The following is a 21,781-nucleotide window of genomic DNA, read 5'->3' as shown; positions in this document are numbered from 1 at the left end:
CCGAGGGAGGAGGCGACACCCCCGGTGACGAAGATGTGCTTGGTCGTCATGGATTTGGGCGGCATCGCCAAGAGGGGGCTCCCGTGGTCGCGAAGTGAGGTGCGTACCGGCTGCCGGCCCGGAATCCGGGTGGCGCCGTCGCTGCGGTTTCGGGGCGCCTGATTGTCACAGACTGGCCACCGGTCCACGGGGTACCAGCCTATCAGCGACGGGACGAGGCCGCTTCCGGCCGCGCGCCGCGTCTCCTGCCACCCGCGGCGCCCCGGGCCACCTGCGCCTCACGCGAAGCCCACCCACAACTCACGCAGAACTCACCCCTGGCTCACCCGTTCGGCAGACTCGTGTTGCCGGTACCGTCGCGCAGAGCACTTGGCTGCGACGTATCCTGCTCGGATACATCGCTGCGAGCCGGCCGGCGAAGGCACCATCACCGCCCGCTCCCGGGACCAAGAGCTCGTCGAAAATCCCCTGACCGCAAGTGCCCCAATGGGGCGAACGTGGCCGTTCGACTGGAGATTGCAACGTGGCCGGGCGCATCGAGGACTACGCACTTATCGGAGACATGCAGACCGCGGCACTGGTCTGCAGGGACGGCACGATCGACTGGCTGTGCCTTCCCCGCTTCGACTCACATGCCATTTTCGCCGGCCTGCTCGGCACCGAGGAACACGGATTCTGGCGGATCGGACCCGCTCACGCGGCCGACGCGGGACCACCGGCGGCTGCCCGCCGGCGCTACCGCGGGGACTCCCTGATCCTCGAATCCGAGTGGGACACCCCGCGCGGCACGGTCAAGGTGACCGATTTCATGCCGCCGCGTGACGGTGCGCCCCAGGTCATCCGGATCGTCGAGGGAGTCAGCGGCCGAGTGCGGATGCGCTCCGCGCTGCGGATGCGTTTCAGTTACGGGCGCGTGGTGCCCTGGGTCCACAAGGTCGACACGCGTACGGTCGCCGTCGCCGGACCCGACTCGGTCTGGCTGGACGCCGACGTCGACACGTACGGCAAGGACCTGACGACGTACTCCGATTTCACCGTCGCGCCCGGTGACCGGATCGCCTTCACCATCAGCTGGCAGCCCTCGCACAAGGCGGAGCCGCCGCTGCCGGAGCCCGAGGCCTCGCTGGATGCGACCGCCGAGTTCTGGAGCGACTGGGTCGAGCAGTGCACGTACCACGGGCCGTACCGCGAGCCCGTGATCCGCTCGCTGATCACGCTGAAGGCGCTGACGTACGCCCCCACGGGCGGCATCGTCGCCGCGCCGACGACGTCGCTGCCGGAGGAGATCGGCGGCGTACGCAACTGGGACTACCGCTATACCTGGCTCCGCGACGCCGCGATCACCCTGTCGTCGCTGCTGCGCACCGGCTACCGCGAAGAGGCGCGGGCCTGGCGCGAGTGGCTGCTGCGCGCGGTCGCGGGCGACCCGGAGAACCTGCAGATCATGTACGGCATCGCGGGTGAGCGCGAGCTGGGCGAGGCCGAGCTCGACTGGCTGCCCGGCTACGAGAACTCGACTCCGGTGCGGGTCGGCAACGGTGCGGCGCACCAGTTGCAGCTCGATGTGTACGGCGAGGTCACCGAGGCCCTGCACCTGGCCCACATGACAGGTCTGACGCGCAACGACTACGCCTCGCTGCTCCAGCTCAAGCTGATCCGCTACCTGGAGGACCACTGGGACCAGCCGGACGAGGGCATCTGGGAGGTGCGCGGCCCGCGCCGCCACTTCGTGCACTCCAAGGTGATGGCCTGGGTCGCCGTCGACCGGACCATCAAGCTGATCGAGATGGGCGACGCGGACGGCCCCGTCGAGAGGTGGCGCGAGCTGCGCGACGAGATCCACCGCGATGTGTGCGAGAAGGGCTACGACCCGGAGCGCAACACCTTCACCCAGTCGTACGGGTCGAAGGAGCTGGACGCCTCCCTCCTGCTCATTCCGCAGATGGGATTCCTGCCGCCCGACGACAAGCGGGTCATCGGCACGATCGAGGCGATCCAGCGCGAGCTGTCCACGGAGGACGGTTTCGTACTGCGCTACCCGACGGCGGGTGACGACGAGGGACTCGACGGCCTCGCGGGCGACGAGGGCGCGTTCCTGGCGTGCTCGTTCTGGCTGGCCGACGACCTGGCGATGATCGGCCGGGTCGACGAGGCGCGCAAGCTCTTCGAGAAGCTGCTGGGACTGCGGAACGACCTGGGGCTGCTCGCCGAGGAGTGGGACTCCAGGCTGCAGCGCCAGGTCGGGAACTTCCCGCAGGCCTTCAGCCACGTGCCGCTGATCGACACGGCACTGCGGCTGACGGCGAGTGGTGCGTACGGCGGCTGACCGGGCCGGGGCGCCGTCCCGGACGCGCCCGCCCGGCTAGGCCAGTTTGCCGATCACCTGACGGGCGGCACGCTCCCCTTCGGTCGCGCCGCCCTCCATGAAGCCCTGGAAGTCGTAGCTGCAGTGCTCGCCGCCGATGTGGACGTTCCCCTGTGCGGAGCCCTCGTAGCCGGCGTACCGGTGCAGATAGCCGACGGGCCAGTACGAGTACGCGCCGAGGGCGTACGGGTTGCGGTGCCAGGCGGACAGCTGGGCCTTCCCGGTCCACGTTTTCGACGTTCCCGGGAAGAACGTGTCCACTTCACGGGAACGGCGCGCCGCGAGGTCCCGTACGTAGGGGTCCGACTCGGTGGCGAAGGGCGTGTTTGGGGTGAGCTCCCTGGCGAGCCGGCCGCTGCCGTACTGGATGAGGATGCCGCCGGTCCCTGGCTGGAGCTTGGTGGTGTCCCAGGTCTGCTGTACGTCGCTGTCGGTGAAGCAGTCGCCCGCCGACACCCCCGGCCAGGGGCCCTCGCCGCGCCACGGACGCGCCGAGAACTGCATGTTGAGCTTGGTGCAGTCGCCCATCCGGGCATCGCGCACCAGGTTCGTCATCAGCGGGTCGAAGCCCGCCCCCGACAGGTCGAGACGCTGGAGTACGGGCAGCGGCACGCACAGGACGGTGTGGTCCGCGGTGACGGTCGTGGTCGTGCCCGAGTCGGTGAAGGTAAGGGTCTGGGTGCCATTGGCGTTGGCCCTTACCGCCGTGAGTTCCTTGCCCATCCGGATGGTGCCGGCCGGCAGGGATCGCGCGAGGGCGCGCGGGAGCTGATCGTTTCCGCCGGTGATGTGGTAGCGCTCGTTGGACAGGCCCCAGACGTTGAAGTGGCCCGGGTTGGGCTGGTAGCCCATCAGCAGGACCAGGGCGAGGGCCGACTGTTCGGTCGTATCGGCGCCGTACTCGACGTTGTAGGCGACGTCCACGAAGCGGCCGAGCGGCGAGGAGTGTCCACCGGGCACACGCGAGTCGACCCACTCGTGGATCGACATGTTGTCGAGCGCGGTCCCGGCAGGGGTGCTCTGATTCCACTTCACCTCGCCCGCTTCCTGGAGGTCGCGGTGAAGGGCCTGGAAGACGGCCTTGAAGTCCTCGTCGGCCTGGTCGCGCGGGTAGTACGCCCCGTTGAACCAGAGCACCTCCTCGGCGCCGTTCGGGCCGCCGCCCAGGAAGTCCTCCGTCGGCAGGTTGAAGCGGCGGCACAGTTCGAGGATCTTCTTGTGGCTGGTGTCGATCAGCTCCCCGCCGATCTCTGAGGTCTGCCCGTACGCCCAGTGGCCCCGCTGGGTCCACATGCGGCCGCCGACCCGGTCGGGGTTCGCCTCGTACAGCGTGCAGCCGTGACCCGCGTCCTTGAGGGTCAGTGCGGCGGTGAGGCCGGCTATGCCCGCCCCGACCACGACGATCCTGGGCGCCCCCGCGCCGCGTACCGCCGCCGCCCTCGCGGGCGCCGCCTGGGCGGTGACGGCCGGGCCGGCCAGGACCGCGCCGAGGCCCAGGGCGGCGGCGCGGCCGAGCAGTTCACGGCGGCTGGAGCCGCGGACCGCGGCGGCGGGCATGCGCAGCCTGCGGGCGGCGGCATGTTCGGCGGCGAGCTGTCTCAGTGCGTGCATCACGGGCGTACGGGACATGGGAGAGCTCCTCAGACGGTCGCGGCTGACTGACTGGTTTCGCTTGCGTCGGTGCGCTCGGCCGCGTCCTCGAGGACGATCCGGCCGATGATCTCGTAGCGGTCGGGCCGCCTGGTCTTGAGGTGGAAACCGAGCCCGAGGCCGCCGAAGAAGACCAGTCCGACGATCCACGGGATCAGTTCGAAGAAGAGGGAGTCGGCGGCGAGCCCGGCCGCGGTCTCCATGTTGAGCACGAGCAGGACGACGACGGCGATCATGCCGATGCCGCCGAGGAGCGGAGCGGTGAAGGTCTTGAACCAGTGCCGGTCCTCCGGGTGGTTCTTGCGGAAGTAACCGATCATCGCGAACGAGCAGAGCGTCTGGACGATGAGGATCGCCATCGTGCCGAGGATCGCCAGCAGCGTGTACAGGTGGATGTACGGGTCCTCACCCGCCAGCCAGAACGCGGCGACCAGCAGCGTGGCGATGGCGGACTGGACGTACGAAGCGATGTACGGCGACCCGTGGGAGCGGTGCGTCCGCCCGAGGGCGGGGTGCAGGAAGCCCTCGCGGCCGATCGCGTACAGGTAGCGCGACGCGCACTGGTGGAACGCCATGCCGCAGGCGAACGAACCGGTGAGCAGCAGCCACTGGAACGCGTCGACGGCCCATGCCCCGATGAACTGGTTCGTGGGGTCGAAGAACAGATCGAGCGGCGACGCGGAGGACGAGACCTTGACCGAGCCGTCGAGGCCGTTGCCCGCGATCGTCATCCAGGAGACGTAGATGTAGAAGAGGCCCACTCCGACCACCGAGATGATCGTCGCGCGCGGGATGACGCGCTTCGGGTCGCGGGACTCCTCGCCGTACATCGCCGTCGACTCGAAGCCGACCCACGACCAGAAGGCGAAGAAGAGACCGAGTCCGGCGGAGGTGCCGGTGAAGGCGTTGACCGGGTTGATGGGTTCCAGGGGTATTCCGTCGGGGCCGCCGCCCGCGACGAGGACCGCGGTGGCGACGGCGAAGAGGACGGCGATCTCGGCGACGAGCATGACGCCGAGGGCCTTGGCGGTGATGTTGATGTCGAAGTACGCGAGGACGCCGGTGACGGCGAGCATTCCGGCGGCGTACACGATCCACGGAATGTCGACACCGAGCTGGTCGGCGACGGTCGTCTGGCCGAAGTAGGCGAAGATGCCGACGATCGAGGCCTCGAAGACGATGTACGCGAGGACGGCGAGCATCCCGGACGCCATGCCCGCGATGCGGCCGAGGCCGTGCGAGATGTAGCCGTAGAAGGCGCCGGCGGCGGTGATGCGCTTGGCCATGGCGACGTATCCGACCGAGAAGACGGTCAGGACGAGGGTCGCGAAGAGGTAGCCGGCGGGGGCGCCCGTTCCATTGCCGAAGCCGACGGCGATGGGAAGATTTCCGGTCATCGCTGTGATCGGCGCCGCGGTGGCGACCGCCATGAAGACCACACCGACCAGTCCGACGGAATTCGCCTTGAGCCGCTGGACTTCACGTGCGGGTTTGTCAGACATGCCGCGCCCTCTCTGTTGTACGGGGGGCGACAGTCTTGGCCCGAGTGACGCAGACCACAATCGACACGGGGTCACTCAAAAGGGTTGCCGGAGCGACGAGTTGTCGGGCCCACGGGCCGCGAGATCTGTCCCGTAACCGCAGGGTGATGTTCCTGGAACGGACACGCGGGTAGCGTCCACCGAATGCGGTGCCTTCCTGGGGCACGGCAGGAACGACGTCACGAGGTACACGCAGTGGAAACGCAAGGCGGCATCACCGTGCAGCGGGCGCTGGAGCTGCCGGGGCTGCGCGGCGGTCTTCCCGAGGTCGTCGCGTGCGCCGACCGGCTGAACCGCACGGTGCGCTGGGTGCACGCGGGCGAGGTGCCGAACATCGCCTCGCTGCTCAAGGGCGGCGAGCTGCTCCTGACCACCGGCCTCGGCCTCGGTACGCGCCCCGCCGAGCAGCGCGCCTTCGTACGCCGCCTCGCCGAGCGCGGGATCGCCGCGCTCGTGGTGGAGCTGGGCCCGCGTTTCAGCCGGCTGCCTTCGACGATCGTGGAGACCGCACGGGCGGCGGGGCTGCCGCTCGTACAGCTGCACCGCGAGGTGCCGTTCGTCTCGGTGACCGAAGAGGTCCACACCGAGATCGTCAACGGCCACTACACACTCCTGCGGCGGGCCGAGGAGGTCCACCGCCGCTGTACGGAGGCGCTCCTCGGCGGCGGCGGGATTCCCCAGGTCCTCGGCATCCTGGCGGACTTCATCGCCAACCCCGTCTTCCTGGAGACGGCCGACGGACAGCTCCTGTACGCGGCCGCGCCCGAGTCGGGCGACGCGTGCGCCGACCCCCTCCAGGTGTGGGAGGGGCTGCGCGGCCAGCGTGAGGCGCGCGAGTCGGGGCCGCCCGCGAACGGCGTCCTGGTGGACGTACCGGGCGGCGGCCACGGCGCGGGCGCCGTACGGGCCAGGATCGCCCTGCTCGCCGTCTCCTCGCCGCTTCTCCCCGTCCACCGGATCGCGGCGGAACGGGCGGCCGGGATCCTCGCGGTCGTTCTGATGCAGGCACGCCAGGAGGAGGAGCTCGCCGCGCGCGGCCGGGGCGACTTCCTCACCGACCTGGCGGAGGGCCGCATCGCCGCCGAGGACGCACCCGCGCAGGCCAGAGTCCTCGGCTTCAAGCCGGGCGAAGGTCCGCTGCTCCCCGTCGTGATGCGGCTCGCGGCCGAGCTGGCACCGGCCGGCAACTGGGCGGTACTGGCGCGGGCCGTCCTGGAGGAGCTCTCCGCGGTCGGCGTGCCGGTCCTGCTGGGCGTACGTCCCGTGGAGGGCCGCGTGCCCCTCCTGCTGGGCCTGCGCTCGGAATCAGAACGTACGGCCGTGGCCGACCGGGTCGCGGCCGCGCTGCGCGCCGGGGTGGAGCGGGCCGGTCTGGAACGGGCGGGCGCCCATCCGCCCGTGGTCGTCGTGGGCGTGGCGGGCGGCTGGGCAGCGGCATCGGCGGGCCTGCGCCACGCGGCGGAAACCGCCACAGCGGCCCAGGGCCTGTCCGATCGCCCCTGGTACGACGCACGCCGTCTCGACATCGACCTGCTCCTGTGGCGCCTGCGCGAGCACCCGGACCTGGCCGCGTTCGTCGACCGAGCGATCGGCCCCCTCCGCGACCACGACCGTACGTCGCGCCCGCCCCTGCTGCCCACGCTGCAGACGTATCTCGCGCACGCGGGCCGCAAGGCGGAAACGGCCCGCGAGCTGCACCTGAACCGCCAGACCCTCTACAACCGCCTGGCGCGCATCTCCGAGCTCCTCGGCACGGACCTGGACGACCCGCAGACGGTCCTGGCCCTGAGCCTCGCCCTGCGCGCCCGCCGCCACACGACCTAGCCGGTCAGCTCGTCGTACACGCTGAGCACCTGGGCCACCGTCTCGTCCTCGGTCGGCCAGGTGGCGGCCTGCGCCCTGCCCGCCTCGGCAAGCCACAGCCGCCGCGCCGGGTCGCCCAGCAACCGCAGGACGGCACTCCCGAGCGCCTCACCATCCCCGTACGGAACAAGCTCGGCCGCGTCGCCCACGAGCTCCGGGACCCCGCCGACCGCCGTGGCGACCAGCGGAATACCCGCCCGCAGTGCCTCCTGGGCCAGCACGGACCGCCCCTCCCACCGGCTGGCGAGCACCGCGACATCGGCGGCGGCGAGCAGCTCCCCGATGTCCTCCCGCCGGCCGATGAGCCGTACGGGCAGCGACTCGGCCTCGATACGCCGCTGGAGGGCGCCCCGCTCGCTCCCCTCACCGGCGACGACCAGCAACGGCGTGGGAACCAGATCGCGCCAGGACCGGGCCGCGTCGAGGAGGTCCCCGTACCCCCGGCTCCGTACGAGACTTCCGACGGCCATGACCAACGGCCGGTCCACGGCGCCGAGATCGGCCCGTGCCTTGCTCTCCGCGAAGTCCGGCGCCGGGCGCGGCGCGGGCACGGTGACCGGCGCGAGCCGCGCGTCACGCGCACCGCGGCTGCGCGCCCGGTCGACGAGGTCGGACGACGTCCCCAGCACCACGTCGGCCGCCCTGGCCGCCCTCCGCTCCAGCAGCCGTACGAGATGACCGCGCGGGCCCTCGGCGTCCGCCCGGGTGTGCCAGGTGACCACCAGGGGAATCCGCCGCCCCCGCAGCGCCAGCGCGCTCCGCACGGCGGCGTGCAGGCCGTGGGCGTGCACGAGGTGGGCCCCGGCACAGGCCGCGCGCAGCGCCGAGACGGCAGCGGGATCACTGCGCCGGGGTACGGAAAGGAAACGCGCCCCGGCACCCCCGAAGTCGTACCCGCTCTCGAGCCCAGCGGGGGCCGCGACCGTCACCCGCAGTCCCCGCGCGACCAGCCCGGCGGCCAGCGACCTGACGTGCGCACTGCTGCCCGCGCTGCCACCGCCGAGCACTTGGACGACGCTCAGCGGCGACTGGCCGTACGGCGGGACCGGGGTGCTGCTCACGTCGGTCGGAGCTCCTGAGTCGGCGTCGAACGGCGGACGTAGTGCGTCGCCCAGGATGCCAGCCCGCACGCGCGTTCCGGCACCACGAAAGGGTCGACCCCCTGGTCGTACGTAACGGGCATCACCCACACGGGTGATCAATGGTCGGCCCGGGAGCGTAGGGAACGTAAGGCACGATGTGCGGGCAGAATGCCGGTTTCCGCAACAGGCCATGCATCAAGCCTGAATCAGGCAGTTCCGAACGCCGCCCCTGGAGCGGCACGCACCCGCACGGTGCCCGCCGCCCGCAAACCCCGCCTAACCATCACTCCGCGCGGCCGCCAGCAACTCCTCGGCATGCGCCCGAGCAGTCTCCGAGTCCTCCTGCCCCGCCAGCATGCGCGACAGCTCCCGCACCCGGTCCTCGCCCTCCAGCACGGTGACCCCACTGCTGGTGACCGAACCGTCAACCGTCTTCTCCACCAGCAGCTGCCGGTCCGCGAACGCCGCGACCTGCGGCAGGTGCGTCACGACCACGACCTGCGCCGACTTCGCCAACTTCGCCAGCCGCCGCCCGACCTCGACCGCCGCCTTGCCGCCGACACCCGCGTCGACCTCGTCGAACAAGTAGGTCGGTACCGGGTCGGACCCGGCGAAGACGACCTCCACCGCCAGCATCACCCGGGAGAGTTCACCACCCGAGGCCCCCTTGGCGATCGGCCGGGGCTGAGCGCCGGGATGCGGTGCGAGCAGCAGCTCGACCTCATCGGCCCCGGAAGTCCCGTACGCCACCAGCCGCCCACCGACCTCGACCCCGTCGGGGTCCTCGGTCTGCCGGACGTCGATCGTCACCCGCGCGTGCGGCATGGCCAGCGACGCCAGCTCACCCGTAACGGCCTCGGCGAACCGCTCCGCCGCCTCCGTACGCGCATCGGTCAAAGCCTGCGCCAGTCCGCCCAGTTCGTCGCGCAACGCGTCCCGCTCGGCCGTCAGCTCGCCGATCCGGTCGTCGTCACCCTCCAGCTCCGTCAGCCGCGCGACACCGTCCTCGGCCCACGCGAGCACTGCTCCGACGTCCTCGCCGTACTTGCGCGTGAGCTGGGTGAGCGCCGCCCGCCGCTCCTCGACCGCGGACAGCCGCAGCGGATCGGCGTCGAGGTTGTCGGCGTACCCGGCCAGCTCCCCGGCCACGTCGCCCAGCAGGATCCCGATCTCACCGATCCGCTCGGCGAGCACGGCCAGCGCCGGGTCGTGCGACCGCACCGCGTCCAGCGCCCGGTGAGCCCCGGCGACCAGCGTGGTCGCGTCGACGCTCTCGGGGTCCTCGGGATTCCCGGCGAGCGCGGCGTGCGCCACGGAAGCCGCCGATGCCAGCGCCTCGGCATGCCCCAGCCGCTCCGCCTCCGCGGCGAGTTCGACGTCCTCGCCCGCCCGCGGTTCGACCGCCGCGATCTCGTCGAGCCCGAAGCGCAGCAGATCCGCCTCCTGCGCACGCTCACGCGCCCGCGTGGTCAGCTCGTCCAGTTCCACCGCTACGGCGCGCAGCCGCCGGTAGGCGGCGGCGTACTTCGTATGAGGTACGGCGACGGCGTCACCCGCGTACCGGTCGAGCGCCTGGCGCTGCCGGGCCGGCCGCAGCAGGCCCTGCTGATCGGTCTGCCCGTGGACGGCGACGAGGTCGTCGGCCAGCTCCGCGAGGAGCCCCACCGGAACCGAGCGCCCGCCCACATGGGCACGCGAACGTCCCTCGGCCGAGACGGTCCTGCTGACGAGCAGCGCCCCGTCGTCGAGTTCGGCGCCGGCCTCGCGGGCCCGCACGGCGGCGGGCGCGTCGGCGGGCATGGTGATCCGCCCCTCGACGACCGCCGCCTTGGCCCCGATCCGAACGAGGGCAGGGTCGGCGCGCCCGCCGAGCAGCAGCCCGAGGCTGGTGACGACCATGGTCTTGCCCGCGCCGGTCTCACCCGTCACCGCGGTGAACCCGGGTGACAGCTCGACGACGGCGTCATCAATGACGCCCAGCGACCGTATCCGCATCTCCTCCAACACGGACACGACCTTACGAGGTCCCGGCCCCCCATTGCGACGGCCCCCGCACCGACACTCCCCCGCGCGCCCCCTCGCTCCCCCGCGACCTCTCTCGCCGGGGTGAGGAAAACCCCACCCCAGCCCGGGTGATCACCTCATGGCGCACCGCGCTCTCCGCCCCACACGATGCATTCATGAGTTCCGGATTGGCAGGATCAGCACTGCGCGGCCACCGCCCCGCGTTCGTCGGCACAGCGGTGGCGGCCCTCTTCGCGGCGACGGTGGTCAGCGCGGCGACCACCATGCTCGTCGCCACGGACACCACAGGCGTGTCCGGGGGCGTGCGGGACACGGCCACGGTCCTCCTGATCGGATCGATCTATATGTCGATTTTCGTGGTCGCTTCGACGATGGGCACGGCGGTGGCCCAGCAGTATCGCGAACTCGCCCTCGTGCGGGCCATCGGCGCCCGTCCCCGCCAGGTCCGCCGGGCGGTGGCCGTCCAGGCCCTGGTCGCCTCGGTCCCCGCCGCACTGGCCGGCTTCGTACTGGGCGGGATGCTGGCCCACCCCTGGTTCGACGGAATGCGGGGCCACGGCCTGATCCCGCCCGCCACGGAGTTCCGCACCACGTGGATCGCCCTGCCGGTCTGCCTCGCGGTCGCGGTCGTGACGACAACAGCGGCCGCCCTGCTCGCGTCGCTGCGTTTCTCCCTGCTCCGCCCTGCCAAGGCACTCGCCGAGGCGTCGGCAGGCCGCCGCGGCCTGGGCCTCCTGCGGGCGCCGCTGGGACTCGTCGCCGTGGCGGGCGGGATCCTTCTTTCCAGGCTGCTCTCCAGGCAGCCCGCGGCGGAAGCCTCCGAGGGAGCGTTCCTCGTCCTGATCCTGTTCTGCGTGGGCGCCGGCCTTCTCGGACCGCGGATCGTCGGCCCCGCGGCCCGGCTGGTCTCCGCGCCCGCTCGGCGGTTCGGCCCCAGCGCGCGGCTGGCGATGCTCAACGTCCGCTCGCAGCCGCGCCGTTTCGCCGCCGCGGTCGTGCCGCTCGTCCTCGTCGTGGCTTTCGGCCTCACCAAAATCGGCGCACGTACGACGGCCGAGCAGCGCACCGGATCAGCGGGCAGCCCGGCAGACATCTGGCTCGACTACATGGGCACGGGGCTCTACGCGGGCTTCGCCGCCATAGCGGCGGCGAACACCCTCGCGATGATCTCCTTCGAGCGCCGCCGGGACGTCGCGCTGCTGCGCGTGATCGGCACCCTCCCCCGCCAGGTACGGGCGATGGCCGCCTGGGAGGCGGCCATCGTGGCGCTCACGGCTCTGGTGCTGGGCGGGGCCATCTCACTGGCCACGCTGGCCCCGATCCTCGCGGCGGTCTTCGGCTCACCGTTCCCGTACATCCCCTGGACGCTGACCGCGGCCGTCGCCGGCGGCACGCTGCTGCTGACCCTGCTGGCCACGGGCCTGCCGGTGCGGGCGGCGATGCGCCGCCGCCCGATCACCACGGTCAACGCGACGGCGTAACCACCCCGCGGTGCCGGTTGCCACCCGTACCCGGCACCCGGCACCCGCCCGGCACACTCAGTGCGGCGCCCCGCGCCAGCCCGACACAGGAAGGGCGAACTTGGCGACGAGCCGGTCGGTGAACGACGCGTGGTGCAGCCGCGCCAGCCGTACGGGCACGGCGCCCCGCCGCACCACCACCCGCGCACCGGCGGGCAGTTCCACGGTCCTGCGGCCGTCGCACCACAGCACACCGTGCGGCGTGTGGGGCTGCACCTCCACCGCGAGCACCGAATTCGGCGACGTCACGAGCGGCTTCGCGAACAGCGCGTGCGCGCTGATCGGCACCATGAGCAGCGCCTCCACCTCGGGCCAGACCACGGGCCCGCCCGCCGAGAACGCATACGCCGTGGACCCGGTCGGGGTGGCGCAGACGATGCCGTCGCAGCCGAAGCCGGTGACCGGACGGCCGTCGATCTCCAGGACGACTTCGAGCATCCGCTCGGGCGAGACCTTCTGCACGGCGGCCTCGTTGAGCGCCCAGTCCTCGTGTACGACGTCCCCGTTGTTGTGCACGAGGACATCGAGGGTCATGCGCTCCTCGACCTCGTACGCCCGCGTGACGACCCGGTCGACCACCTTGTCGAGGTCGTCCCGCTCGGCTTCCGCGAGGAAGCCGACACGGCCGAGGTTGACGCCGAGCATCGGCACCCCGGAGGCGCGCGCGAACTCGGCGCCGCGCAGCAGCGTCCCGTCCCCCCCGAGGACGATCAGCAGTTCGCAGCCGTCGAGTACGGCGGGTGAGGCTTCCGCCACCGTCTCGACGGACCGTGGCAACGGCAGATCGGCCGCCTCCGCCGCGAGCACCCGTACGCCGATGCCGCTGCGCAGCAGCCCCTGTACGACCAGTTCCGCACTGCGGATCGCAGCGGGACGTCCGGTGTGCGCCAACAGGAAAACAGTGCGTGCCGCCTCGGAAGACTCGGCAGATCTGTCTGTCGTCGCTGTCGTCGCCGTTGTCGCTGTCGTCGTTGTCAACTCGGCCCCTCCGCCACTGCACGGTCAACATCCGCCGGGTCGAGCTCGGGAGCACCGGCCCGGAGCCACAGAAAGTACTCGACATTCCCCGAAGGCCCGGGCAGCGGACTGGCGGTGACGCCCCGTACGCCGAGACCGAGCCCCCACGCCTGCCGCGCCACTGCCCGGACCGTTTCGGCCCGGAGCTCGGCGCTGCGTACGACGCCGCCGCTGCCGAGGCGGTCCTTGCCCACCTCGAACTGCGGCTTCACCATCATCACGAGATCGGCGTCCGGCGCGGCGCACCGCACCAGCGCCGGCAGCACCAGCCCCAAAGGGATGAAGGACAGATCACCGACGATCAGGTCGACCGCCTCCCCGTCAATCGTGTCGAGTGTCATTTCCCGCACGTTGGTACGGTCCTTGACGCTCACGCGTTCATCGGACTGCAAAGACCAGGCGAGCTGGCCGTACCCGACGTCGACGGCGACGACCTGCCGGGCCCCGGCGCGCAGCAGCACATCGGTGAATCCACCGGTCGAAGCCCCGGCGTCGAGCGCCCGCCTCCCTTCGACCTTCAGCCCCAGCGGTACGAACGCCTCCAGCGCGCCGGCCAGCTTGTGGCCGCCCCGCGAGACGTAGTCGGGGTCGTCGTCGTCCTTGAGCACCACGACGGCGGCGCTCGTCTCGACCTGGGTGGCGGCCTTGGTCGCGACGGCGCCGCCCACCTTCACCCGCCCTGCGGCGATCAGCTGGCTCGCGTGCTCCCGTGAGCGTGCGAGTTTCCGGCGGACCAGCTCGGCGTCGAGGCGTCGGCGCGCGACTCCTGCCACGATCGGTTCAGCTCCTGTTGTCGTACGAGGAAGGGGGCGCCGGAGGTCCCGGTCGTGCGTCCAGCGCGGTCAGCGCCTCACGCAGTCCCCGGTGTACATCCTCGTACACCTCGATGTGCCCGTCCGCCGGGAGGTGGTCGGCGTCCTCCAGCCGCTCGAGCAGCGCGTCGACGCCGCCGTCGCCGGTGGGGGTGCGCTCCACGCCGAGAGACGCCGGTGCGGCGGGGTCGCACTCCGCGACGGCAGCGGCCCCCGCTGTCTCCTCGGCCCCGTACTCGGCGTACTCGACGCCCTCGACCTCGTGGTTCATGCCCCGACGCTACCCCGAAGCCCTGGGGTACCGTCGATCCGATGGCAACGACGGAGGAGTGCCGCGGCGCACTCGACAAACTTTCGGACAACCTGGCTCGGGCCGACGACGACGGAGTACGCAGCGCCACCGCGCTCGACCGTTCCCTGAGCTGTCACATCACGGACCTGGACGTCACGTTCACCGGCCGCCTCACGGACGGCCGAATCGTCGTACGGGACACCTTCGACGGCCCCCCGCGCGAGCGCGCCGAGATCCGTCTGGCCATGACCGGCGACGACCTGGTCGCCATGGTCGGCGGCGAGCTGAACTTCGCCAGGGCCTGGGCCTCGGGCCGGGTCAGGCTCGAGGCCGGCTTCCGCGACCTGATCCGCCTCAGGAAACTCCTGTAGCAGCCGGTCCGCCTCAGGAAGCTGCCGCAGCCGGCGCGGCCACCGCCCGCCCCCCGCGCGCCTGCCGCGCCGCCGGCACGACCAGCGGCGTCCCCGTCTCCGGGTCGTCGATGACCTGGCAGCGCAGCCCGAAGACCCGCTCCACCAGCTCCGCGGTGACCACCTCGCCCGGCGGCCCCTGCGCGACGATCTCACCGTCCCGCATGGCGATCAGGTGGGTGGCGTACCGCGCGGCGTGGTTCAGGTCGTGCAGTACGGCGACCAGGGTGCGCCCCCGCGTCTCGTGCAGTTCCGCGCACAGGTCGAGCACGTCGATCTGGTGCTGGATGTCGAGGAAGGTAGTCGGCTCGTCGAGCAGCAGCAACGGCGTCTGCTGCGCCAGTGCCATCGCGATCCAGACGCGCTGCCGCTGTCCGCCGGACAGCTCGTCGACGTAACGGTCGGCGAGCTCCCCGACACCCGTCGACCGCATCGACTCCTCGACGATCCGCTCGTCCTCGGGCGACCACTGCCGCAGCAGGCCCTGGTGCGGGTAGCGCCCGCGTGCCACCAGGTCCGCGACCGTGATCCCGTCGGGCGCGATGGACGACTGCGGCAGCAGCCCCAGCGTCTTCGCGACCTTCTTCGCCGGCATGGACCCGATGGCGTTCCCGTCCAGGAGCACCCGCCCCTGGGTGGGCTTGAGCATCCGTGAGAGTGCGCGCAGCAGCGTCGACTTGCCACACGCGTTCGGGCCGACGATGACGGTGAAGGAATGGTCGGGTATCTCGACGGACAGGTCCTCGGCGATGACCCGCTGGTCGTAGGCGAGGGTCACCGATTCCGCACTGAGGCGCTGACGCTGCACTGGCATGCTCCTGGGATTCTTCTCGGTCGTCATATACGTCCCGCCTTGCGCTCGGTGACCAGCAGCCACAACAGGTAACAGCCGCCGAGCACCCCCGTCACCACACCCACCGGCAGCTGCGTATCGCCGAAGCCCTGCTGGGCGATCCAGTCGGCGACCACCAGCAGCGTGGCGCCCATGCAGACCGAGGCCCCGAGGTTGGCCCCCGGCGACCGCGTCAGCCTGCGGGCGAGCTGCGGCGCGCTCAGCGCCACGAAGGCGATGGGCCCGGCGGCGGCCGTGGCCACCGCGATGAGCAGTACGGCGGACAGCATCAGCACCAGCCGGCCGCGCTCGACGCTCACGCCGAGGGCGTACGCCGCGTCGTCGCCCATCTCCATCATCCGCAGCGACCGCCCGTGCCCCAGCACCAGCGGGACGAGGACGGCGCACACGCCGAGCAGCGGCCACGCCTGCTCCCAGCCCCGCCCGTCGAGCGAGCCCGTCATCCACACCGTGGCCCGGGTCGCGTCGACGATGCTGGCCTTGGTGATCAGGTAGTGGTTGAGCGCCGTCAGCATGGCGGCCGCGCCGATTCCGACGAGTACCAGCCGGAAGCCGTGCACGCCACGCTTCCAGGCGAGGAAGTAGACGGCGGCTCCCGTCAGCAGACAGCCGGCGAGCGCGCCGCCCGTCACCGCGAAGGCGTTGCCCTTGAACAGCACGATCACGGCCAGCGCCCCGGCTGTCGCCCCCTGCCCGAAGCCGATGACGTCCGGACTGCCCAGCGGATTTCGGGAGATGGACTGGAAGACCGCCCCGGACGCCCCGAGCGCCGCACCGACGAGCAGCGCGACGACGACCCGCGGCATCCGCAGCTCGGTCACGATGAATTCCTGCGACGCGGTGCCGTTTCCCAGGAGCGTACGTACGACATCGCCCGGCGACATCGGGAAGTCCCCACTGCCGATGAGCACGACCCCCATGGCCAGCGCCGCGGCGGTGAGCACCAGCGTGGCGAGGAGCGCCCTGGGCTCGACCCGGCAGGAGAACCCGCCGCGGGTGCGTATCGCGCGCGCGGTGCGCGTCCGCGAAGGAGAGGTGACAGTCACAGTTGGGCCATCTTCCGGCGGCGTACGAGATGGATGAACACGGGCCCGCCGACCAGCGCGGTCACGATGCCCACCTGGAGTTCGGACGGCCGGGCGACGACCCGCCCGATGACGTCCGAGCCCAGCAGCAGCACCGGCGAGAGCACGGCGGCGTACGGCAGGATCCAGCGCATGTCGGGCCCGGTGATGGTCCGGACGAGGTGCGGCACCATCAGCCCGATGAAGACGATCGGCCCGCAGGCGGCGGTCGCGGCGCCGCACAGCAGCGTCACGGAGACCATCGCTAGCACGCGCGTGCGGGTCAGCTGCGCGCCCAGCGCCCTCGCCGTGTCGTCGCCCATCTCCATCGCGTTGAGCGGCCGCGCGATCAGCAGCGCGAGCACCACACCGACAGCGACGAACGGCCAGACCTTGCCGATGATCTCCATGTCGGCGGAGGCCAGCGAGCCGACGGTCCAGAAGCGGATCTGCTCCAGGGCGGCCGAGTCCATCAGCTGTACGGCGTTGACGTAGCCGTAGAGCGCCGCGGTCGCCGCGGTACCGGCGAGCGCGAGCCGTACGGGTGTCGCGCCCCGGCTGCCGCCCAGGATGTAGACCAGTACGGAGACAACTCCCGCACCGGCGAACGAGAACCAGACATATCCGGTCAGCGAAGTGATGCCGAGGAAGCTGATGGCGGAGACGACGGCTGCGGCGGCGCCCGCGTTCACCCCGAGGATCCCCGGCTCAGCGAGCGGGTTGCGGGTGAGCCCCTGCATGACCGCGCCCGAGAGCCCGAGAGCCACTCCGACCAGCACGCCCAGGATGGTGCGGGGCACCCGTACGTCCCGGACGATCACGTCGTTGCCGGTGCCGGAGGCATGGAAGAGGCCGTGCCACACATCGCCCGTCGCAAGCGGTTTGGCGCCGATCGCGATACTCGCGACGGCGACCAGCAGCAGCACGCCGACGGAGACCAGCAGCCCCACGGAACGTACGGCATTGCGTTTGGGTGACGCGGGGGCCTTCGGGGCCTGCACCGCACTCTGCTCGGGGGAACTCTCGACCAACACGCAGTTAGGTTAGCCTACCCTCGCATTACGACAAACGGCTGCCGTACTACGGACGCATCCCGCCAAAGTTCCCGCCCGCGTCCCTAAAGCCCCACCCTGTCCAGCGCCTTGCCCGCATCCAGCCCGCAGGTCCCGTCCCCGGCGAACGTCCAGGCCGCCGCGCACAGCGCCCGCAGCCCGTCCAGCGCCGCCCCTTCCCCGTCGGCCACCAGCTCGCCGTCCCGCACGGCAGCGGTCCACCCACCGCAGGCGAACCCGTCACCGGATTCGGACACTTCCGGCTGCCCGGTGAGCAAGCCCCGCAGATCCGCGTCCACATACGTAGGCCGGTACTTCGGCGCCGCCGCCAGCAGCTGCGCGGCGTCCGTCACCCCGGTCAGTACGAGCAGCGAGTCCACCCCACCGACGTTCGCACCCTCGATGTCCGTGTCCAGCCGGTCCCCGACGACCAGCGGGCGCTCGGCGCCGGTGCGCAGGATCGTTTCCCGGTGCATCGGCGGCAGCGGCTTGCCCGCCACCTGCGGCTCGGCGCCCGTGGCGATCCGTACGACCTCCACCGCTGCGCCGTTGCCGGGCGCGATCCCCCGCGCACCGGGAATCGTCAGGTCGGTGTTGGACGCGAACCACGGCACCCCGCGCGCGACGGCGTACGAAGCCTCAGCGAACCGGCTCCACGCCAGATCGGGCCCGCCGTACCCCTGCACCACGGCCACCGGATCGTCGTCGGCCGACTCCACGGGGACCAGCCCGCGCTCGCGCAGTGCTACCCGCAGACCGTCGCCGCCCACCACCAACACCCGTGCCCCCGCCGGAACCTGATCGGCGATCAGCCGCGCCACCGCCTGTGCCGACGTGATGACGTCACCGGCCTCCGTCGGCACCCCGAGCTCGGTGAGATGCTCCGCCACCGCATCGGGCGTCCGCAGCGCGTTGTTGGTCACGTACGCGAGGTGCATCCCGCCCTCCCGGGCCACCCCGAGCGCGTCCACCGCGTGCGTGATGGCCTCGCCACCCGCGTACACCACACCGTCGAGGTCCAGCAGAGCCGTGTCGTACGCCTCACTCAGGGCACGCGCGCTCGCGTCGGGCCGGGTCCTGGTCTGCTGGCTCATTCCGTATCGCTCCTAGATCGGCGCTTGTCCCCCGATCATCGCTCATCGGACGACCACACTTACGATGCACCAATGAGTACACCTGGTCGGCCCGAGGAGGACCACGGCCTGCGCCTGGCCCCGTTCCGTGGACTGCGATACGTCCCCGAGCGAGTGAGCAGCCTGGCCGCTGTCACGTCCCCGCCGTACGACGTGGTCGTACGGCCCGACGGCCTCCACCACCTGGAATCGGCCGACCCGTACAACATCGTCCGCCTGATCCTCCCGCAGGCCGCCACGCCCGCCACCCGCAACCAGCAGGCCGCGGACACCCTGCGCCGCTGGCTGTCGGAAGGCGTACTGGCCCCGGACCCCGAGCCCGCCCTGTACGTGTACGAGCAGCGCAGCGGCGACCTCCTCCAGCGCGGAATCATCGGCGCCCTCACCCTCACCCCGCCCGCCGAGGGCGTCGTCCTCCCCCACGAGGACGTCATGCCGCACGTCGTCGCCGACCGCGCCGCCCTGATGCGCGCCACGGCCACCAACCTCGAACCGCTGCTGCTGACCTACCGCAGCGGCGGCCAGGCCTCCGGCGCGACCGCCGTCATCGAGCGCACCATCCACCACTCGCCGCTCCTGGCCACCACGACAGAGGACGGTTTCAGCCATCGCCTGTGGTCCATCACGGACCCCGCCGAGCTGGCCGAAGTCACATCCGACCTGTCCCACCGCCAGGCGCTCATCGCGGACGGCCACCACCGCTGGGCGACGTACCTCCGTCTCCAGGCAGAGCACCCGGCGCCCGGCCCCTGGGACTCCGGCCTGGTCCTTCTCATCGACACGGCCCGCTACCCACTGCAGGTCCGCGCCATCCACCGCGTGCTGCACCGCCTGCCCGTCGCCGAGGCCCTCGCCGCGGTCGCGGACACCTTCCGCGTCCGCGAGGTCCCGGGTCCGCTCCCTCACGCCCTGGACGCTCTTGCCGAGGCGGCCACCGCGGGCAACGCGTTCCTCCTGGCCGGAGACGGCGCCTTCCACCTCATCGACCGCCCCGACGAGGCCCTGTTGTCCCGTACGGTCCCGGTCGGCCGGCCCCCTGCCTGGCAAACCCTGGACGCGACCGTCCTTCACGCCACTCTCCTCGACCACGTGTGGTCGATCCCCGACGCCCCCGAGCACATCGCGTACATCCACGGCACGGAAGCCGCCGTCACCCAGGCCGAGCGCCACGGCGGCACGGCCGTCCTGATGCATCCGGTACGCGAGGAAGTCGTCCGGGACCTCGCCCGCCAGGGCGTCACGATGCCCCGCAAGTCCACCTCGTTCGGCCCGAAGCCGGCAACGGGCCTGGTCCTGCGCAGCCTCGAACTGAGCTGAACCGCCGCAAACGTGAAAGGGCGGCACCCCGGCCGGGGTGCCGCCCTTTCACACACACGGACTCAGTCAGTCCTTGTCGTCCTCGGTCTCAGCCTCGGTCTCGGTCTCGGCCTCTTCCGCGACATCGTCCGTAACGACGGTCTCGACTTCAGAAGTGACCGGACCGGACTCCTCGCTGTCCTCGTCGAGTGCGTCGACGAAGTCGACACCGTCGAGCTGGGCGAGCCGGTCCGACGCGTCCGTCAGGCCGTCCTTGTCCGCCTCGATCGCCTTGGCGAACCACTCACGCGCCTCGGCCTCACGCCCGGCGGTCAGCAGCGCGTCGGCGTACGCGTACCGCAGTCGCGCGGTCCACGGCTGCACCGAGTTCGACGCCAGCTCGGGCCCCTGGAGGGTCACGATGGCCGCGTCGATCTGCCCCATGTCACGGCGCGCACCGGCCGCGACCATACGCATCTCGACCTGGCCCGCCTTGTCGAGCTTCTGCACCTCGGGCTCACCGGCCATCGCCATCGCCCGCTCCGGCCGACCGAGCCCGCGCTCGCAGTCCGCCATGACGGGCCACAGCTCAACGCTCCCGGTCATACGGCGGGCCGCACGGAACTCCGCGAGCGCCTCCGTGTACCGCTGAGTCGCGTACGCCGCGAAGCCCGCGGCCTCACGTACGGCAGCCACTCGCGAGGCGAGCCTCAGCGCGATCCGCGAGTAGGCGTACGCCTCTTCGGGGTCGTCGTCAATGAGGTTCGCGACCATGACGAGGTTCTTGGCCACGTCCTCGGCGAGGGTCTTCGGCAGGCTCTGGAGCTCCTGACGAACGTCCTTGTCGATCTCGTGGCCCGTGACGTCCTCGGGGATGGGGAGCCGCTTGATGGGCTCACGCTCCCGCTCGTCACGCTGCCCGCGGTATCCGTCGCGGTCGCCGCGGTCGTCGCGACGCGGGGCACGGTCGTCACGGCGGGGCCCACGGTCGTCACGACCACCACGGTAGCCACGCTCGTCGTCCCGACGCGGCCCCCTGGACCGGTCGTCGCGGGGGAAGCCACCTCGCTCGTCGTCCCGACGCTGGAAACCGCCACCGCTGGGCCGGTCATCGCGACGCTGGAACCCGCCGCCGCCACTGCTCGGACGGTCATCCCGACGCGGCGCACGGTCGTCACGACCACCACGGAACCCGCCACCACGCTCGTCATCACGACGCGGCCCACTGCTGGGACGGTCATCGCGACGCTGGAAGCCACCGCTGGGCCGGTCGTCACGACGCTGGTACCCACCGCCGCCACCACCACTCGGACGGTCATCGCGACGCTGGTAGCCACTGCCACCACCAGTGCTGGGACGGTCGTCACGACGCTGGAAGCCACCACCAGTGCTGGGACGGTCATCGCGACGCTGGAAGCCACCGCTGGGCCGGTCGTCACGACGCTGGTACCCACCGCCGCCACCACCACTCGGACGGTCATCCCGACGCTGGAACCCACCGCGATCGTCGTCCCGGCGCGGCCCGCGATCGTCACGGCCGCCACGGAACCCGCCACCGCCGCCACTCGGGCGGTCGTCGCGACGCTGGTAACCGCCACCGCTGGGCCGGTCGTCACGACGCTGGAACCCACCGCCGCCACCACCACTCGGACGGTCATCGCGACGCTGGTAACCGCTACCGCTGGGCCGGTCGTCACGACGCTGGAACCCACCGCCACCACCACTCGGACGGTCATCCCGACGCGGCGCACGGTCGTCACGACCACCACGGAACCCGCCACCACGCTCGTCATCACGACGCGGCCC

General features: G+C 71.5%; 18 protein-coding genes and 1 pseudogene. 5 read left to right on the top strand and 14 right to left on the bottom strand.

The window, feature by feature from the left end; translation table 11 throughout:
• Positions 1-188: hypothetical protein (locus tag ACWIHY_RS37395; protein ID WP_454381035.1), on the bottom strand; the 188-nt coding region annotated here is incomplete at its 3' end.
• A 335-nt stretch (positions 189-523) separates the two neighbouring features.
• Between ACWIHY_RS37395 and ACWIHY_RS37390 the strand changes: the two genes are divergently transcribed.
• A complete protein-coding gene (locus ACWIHY_RS37390) occupies positions 524-2,326 on the top strand; it encodes a glycoside hydrolase family 15 protein (protein WP_454381033.1) in 1,803 nt (600 codons plus the stop codon).
• Positions 2,327-2,362: 36 nt separating this feature from the next.
• Here the strand turns inward: ACWIHY_RS37390 and ACWIHY_RS37385 are convergent, their stop codons facing one another.
• Positions 2,363-3,994 carry a flavin monoamine oxidase family protein gene (locus tag ACWIHY_RS37385; protein ID WP_454381031.1) on the bottom strand — a complete coding sequence of 544 codons (1,632 nt, stop codon included), beginning with the start codon at positions 3,992-3,994 and terminating at the stop codon, positions 2,363-2,365.
• 11 nt (positions 3,995-4,005) lie between these two features.
• Positions 4,006-5,517 carry an APC family permease gene (locus ACWIHY_RS37380; RefSeq protein WP_454381030.1) on the bottom strand — a complete coding sequence of 504 codons (1,512 nt, stop codon included), beginning with the start codon at positions 5,515-5,517 and terminating at the stop codon, positions 4,006-4,008.
• Between the two features lie 234 nt (positions 5,518-5,751).
• Between ACWIHY_RS37380 and ACWIHY_RS37375 the strand changes: the two genes are divergently transcribed.
• Positions 5,752-7,380 carry a PucR family transcriptional regulator gene (locus ACWIHY_RS37375; RefSeq protein ID WP_454381028.1) on the top strand — a complete coding sequence of 543 codons (1,629 nt, stop codon included), beginning with the start codon at positions 5,752-5,754 and terminating at the stop codon, positions 7,378-7,380.
• On the opposite strand, the gene ACWIHY_RS37370 is transcribed toward ACWIHY_RS37375, so the two are convergent.
• Together ACWIHY_RS37370 and recN are read right to left on the bottom strand one after the other, a co-directional pair.
• Entirely contained in the window at positions 7,377-8,480 is a 1,104-nt protein-coding gene (locus ACWIHY_RS37370) for a glycosyltransferase family 4 protein (protein ID WP_454381027.1), read from the bottom strand. The two genes, ACWIHY_RS37375 and ACWIHY_RS37370, sit on opposite strands and share 4 nt — an antisense overlap.
• A gap of 297 nt (positions 8,481-8,777) precedes the next feature.
• On the bottom strand, positions 8,778-10,496 hold the full coding sequence (gene recN, locus ACWIHY_RS37365) for a DNA repair protein RecN (RefSeq protein WP_454381040.1): 1,719 nt from the start codon (positions 10,494-10,496) through the stop codon (positions 8,778-8,780).
• 185 nt (positions 10,497-10,681) lie between these two features.
• On the opposite strand from recN, the gene ACWIHY_RS37360 reads away from it, so the two are divergent.
• Entirely contained in the window at positions 10,682-12,007 is a 1,326-nt protein-coding gene (locus ACWIHY_RS37360) for an FtsX-like permease family protein (RefSeq protein ID WP_454381026.1), read from the top strand.
• A 57-nt stretch (positions 12,008-12,064) separates the two neighbouring features.
• On the opposite strand, the gene ACWIHY_RS37355 is transcribed toward ACWIHY_RS37360, so the two are convergent.
• From ACWIHY_RS37355 to ACWIHY_RS37345, 3 genes are read right to left on the bottom strand one after another with little or no spacing between them, the layout of a single operon-like run.
• Positions 12,065-13,024 carry an NAD kinase gene (locus tag ACWIHY_RS37355; RefSeq protein WP_454381024.1) on the bottom strand — a complete coding sequence of 320 codons (960 nt, stop codon included), beginning with the start codon at positions 13,022-13,024 and terminating at the stop codon, positions 12,065-12,067.
• The gene (locus ACWIHY_RS37350; RefSeq protein ID WP_454381022.1) at positions 13,021-13,836 is read right to left on the bottom strand and encodes a TlyA family RNA methyltransferase; all 816 of its coding nucleotides are present in this window, start codon (positions 13,834-13,836) and stop codon (positions 13,021-13,023) included. The genes ACWIHY_RS37355 and ACWIHY_RS37350 overlap by 4 nt, the downstream gene beginning before the upstream one ends.
• A 7-nt stretch (positions 13,837-13,843) precedes the next feature.
• Positions 13,844-14,146, bottom strand: coding sequence for a hypothetical protein (locus ACWIHY_RS37345; RefSeq protein WP_454381021.1), 303 nt, complete (start codon positions 14,144-14,146; stop codon positions 13,844-13,846).
• A 41-nt stretch (positions 14,147-14,187) separates the two neighbouring features.
• On the opposite strand from ACWIHY_RS37345, the gene ACWIHY_RS37340 reads away from it, so the two are divergent.
• Complete coding sequence (locus tag ACWIHY_RS37340) at positions 14,188-14,538, top strand: SCP2 sterol-binding domain-containing protein (protein ID WP_454381020.1); 351 nt, start codon at positions 14,188-14,190, stop codon at positions 14,536-14,538.
• A 13-nt stretch (positions 14,539-14,551) separates the two neighbouring features.
• Here ACWIHY_RS37340 and ACWIHY_RS37335 read toward each other — a convergent pair whose 3' ends face one another.
• From ACWIHY_RS37335 to ACWIHY_RS37320, 4 genes are all read right to left on the bottom strand, one after another.
• Positions 14,552-15,391 (bottom strand): ABC transporter ATP-binding protein, encoded by an 840-nt coding sequence (locus ACWIHY_RS37335; protein WP_454381018.1) that lies wholly within the window; start codon positions 15,389-15,391, stop codon positions 14,552-14,554.
• A gap of 23 nt (positions 15,392-15,414) precedes the next feature.
• Entirely contained in the window at positions 15,415-16,476 is a 1,062-nt protein-coding gene (locus tag ACWIHY_RS37330; protein WP_454381017.1) for a FecCD family ABC transporter permease, read from the bottom strand.
• Complete coding sequence (locus tag ACWIHY_RS37325; RefSeq protein ID WP_454381039.1) at positions 16,473-17,444, bottom strand: FecCD family ABC transporter permease; 972 nt, start codon at positions 17,442-17,444, stop codon at positions 16,473-16,475. Before ACWIHY_RS37325 ends, ACWIHY_RS37330 begins: the two co-directional genes overlap by 4 nt.
• Before the next feature lie 167 nt (positions 17,445-17,611).
• Positions 17,612-18,640 carry an HAD-IIA family hydrolase gene (locus ACWIHY_RS37320; RefSeq protein WP_454381015.1) on the bottom strand — a complete coding sequence of 343 codons (1,029 nt, stop codon included), beginning with the start codon at positions 18,638-18,640 and terminating at the stop codon, positions 17,612-17,614.
• 72 nt (positions 18,641-18,712) lie between these two features.
• Here ACWIHY_RS37320 and ACWIHY_RS37315 point away from each other — a divergent pair, with 72 nt between their 5' ends.
• Entirely contained in the window at positions 18,713-19,996 is a 1,284-nt protein-coding gene (locus ACWIHY_RS37315; RefSeq protein ID WP_454381013.1) for a DUF1015 domain-containing protein, read from the top strand.
• Between the two features lie 66 nt (positions 19,997-20,062).
• On the opposite strand, the gene ACWIHY_RS37310 is transcribed toward ACWIHY_RS37315, so the two are convergent.
• A complete protein-coding gene (locus ACWIHY_RS37310) occupies positions 20,063-20,767 on the bottom strand; it encodes a hypothetical protein (RefSeq protein WP_454381037.1) in 705 nt (234 codons plus the stop codon).
• A 429-nt stretch (positions 20,768-21,196) separates the two neighbouring features.
• A pseudogene (locus tag ACWIHY_RS37305) lies at positions 21,197-21,781 on the bottom strand (DEAD/DEAH box helicase); the annotation flags it as partial.

It is taken from the genome of Streptomyces sp. NPDC055287 (assembly GCF_053646035.1).
The sequence above is the reverse complement of the archived record's forward strand: the minus strand, read 5'-3'. Positions and strand labels throughout refer to the sequence as shown.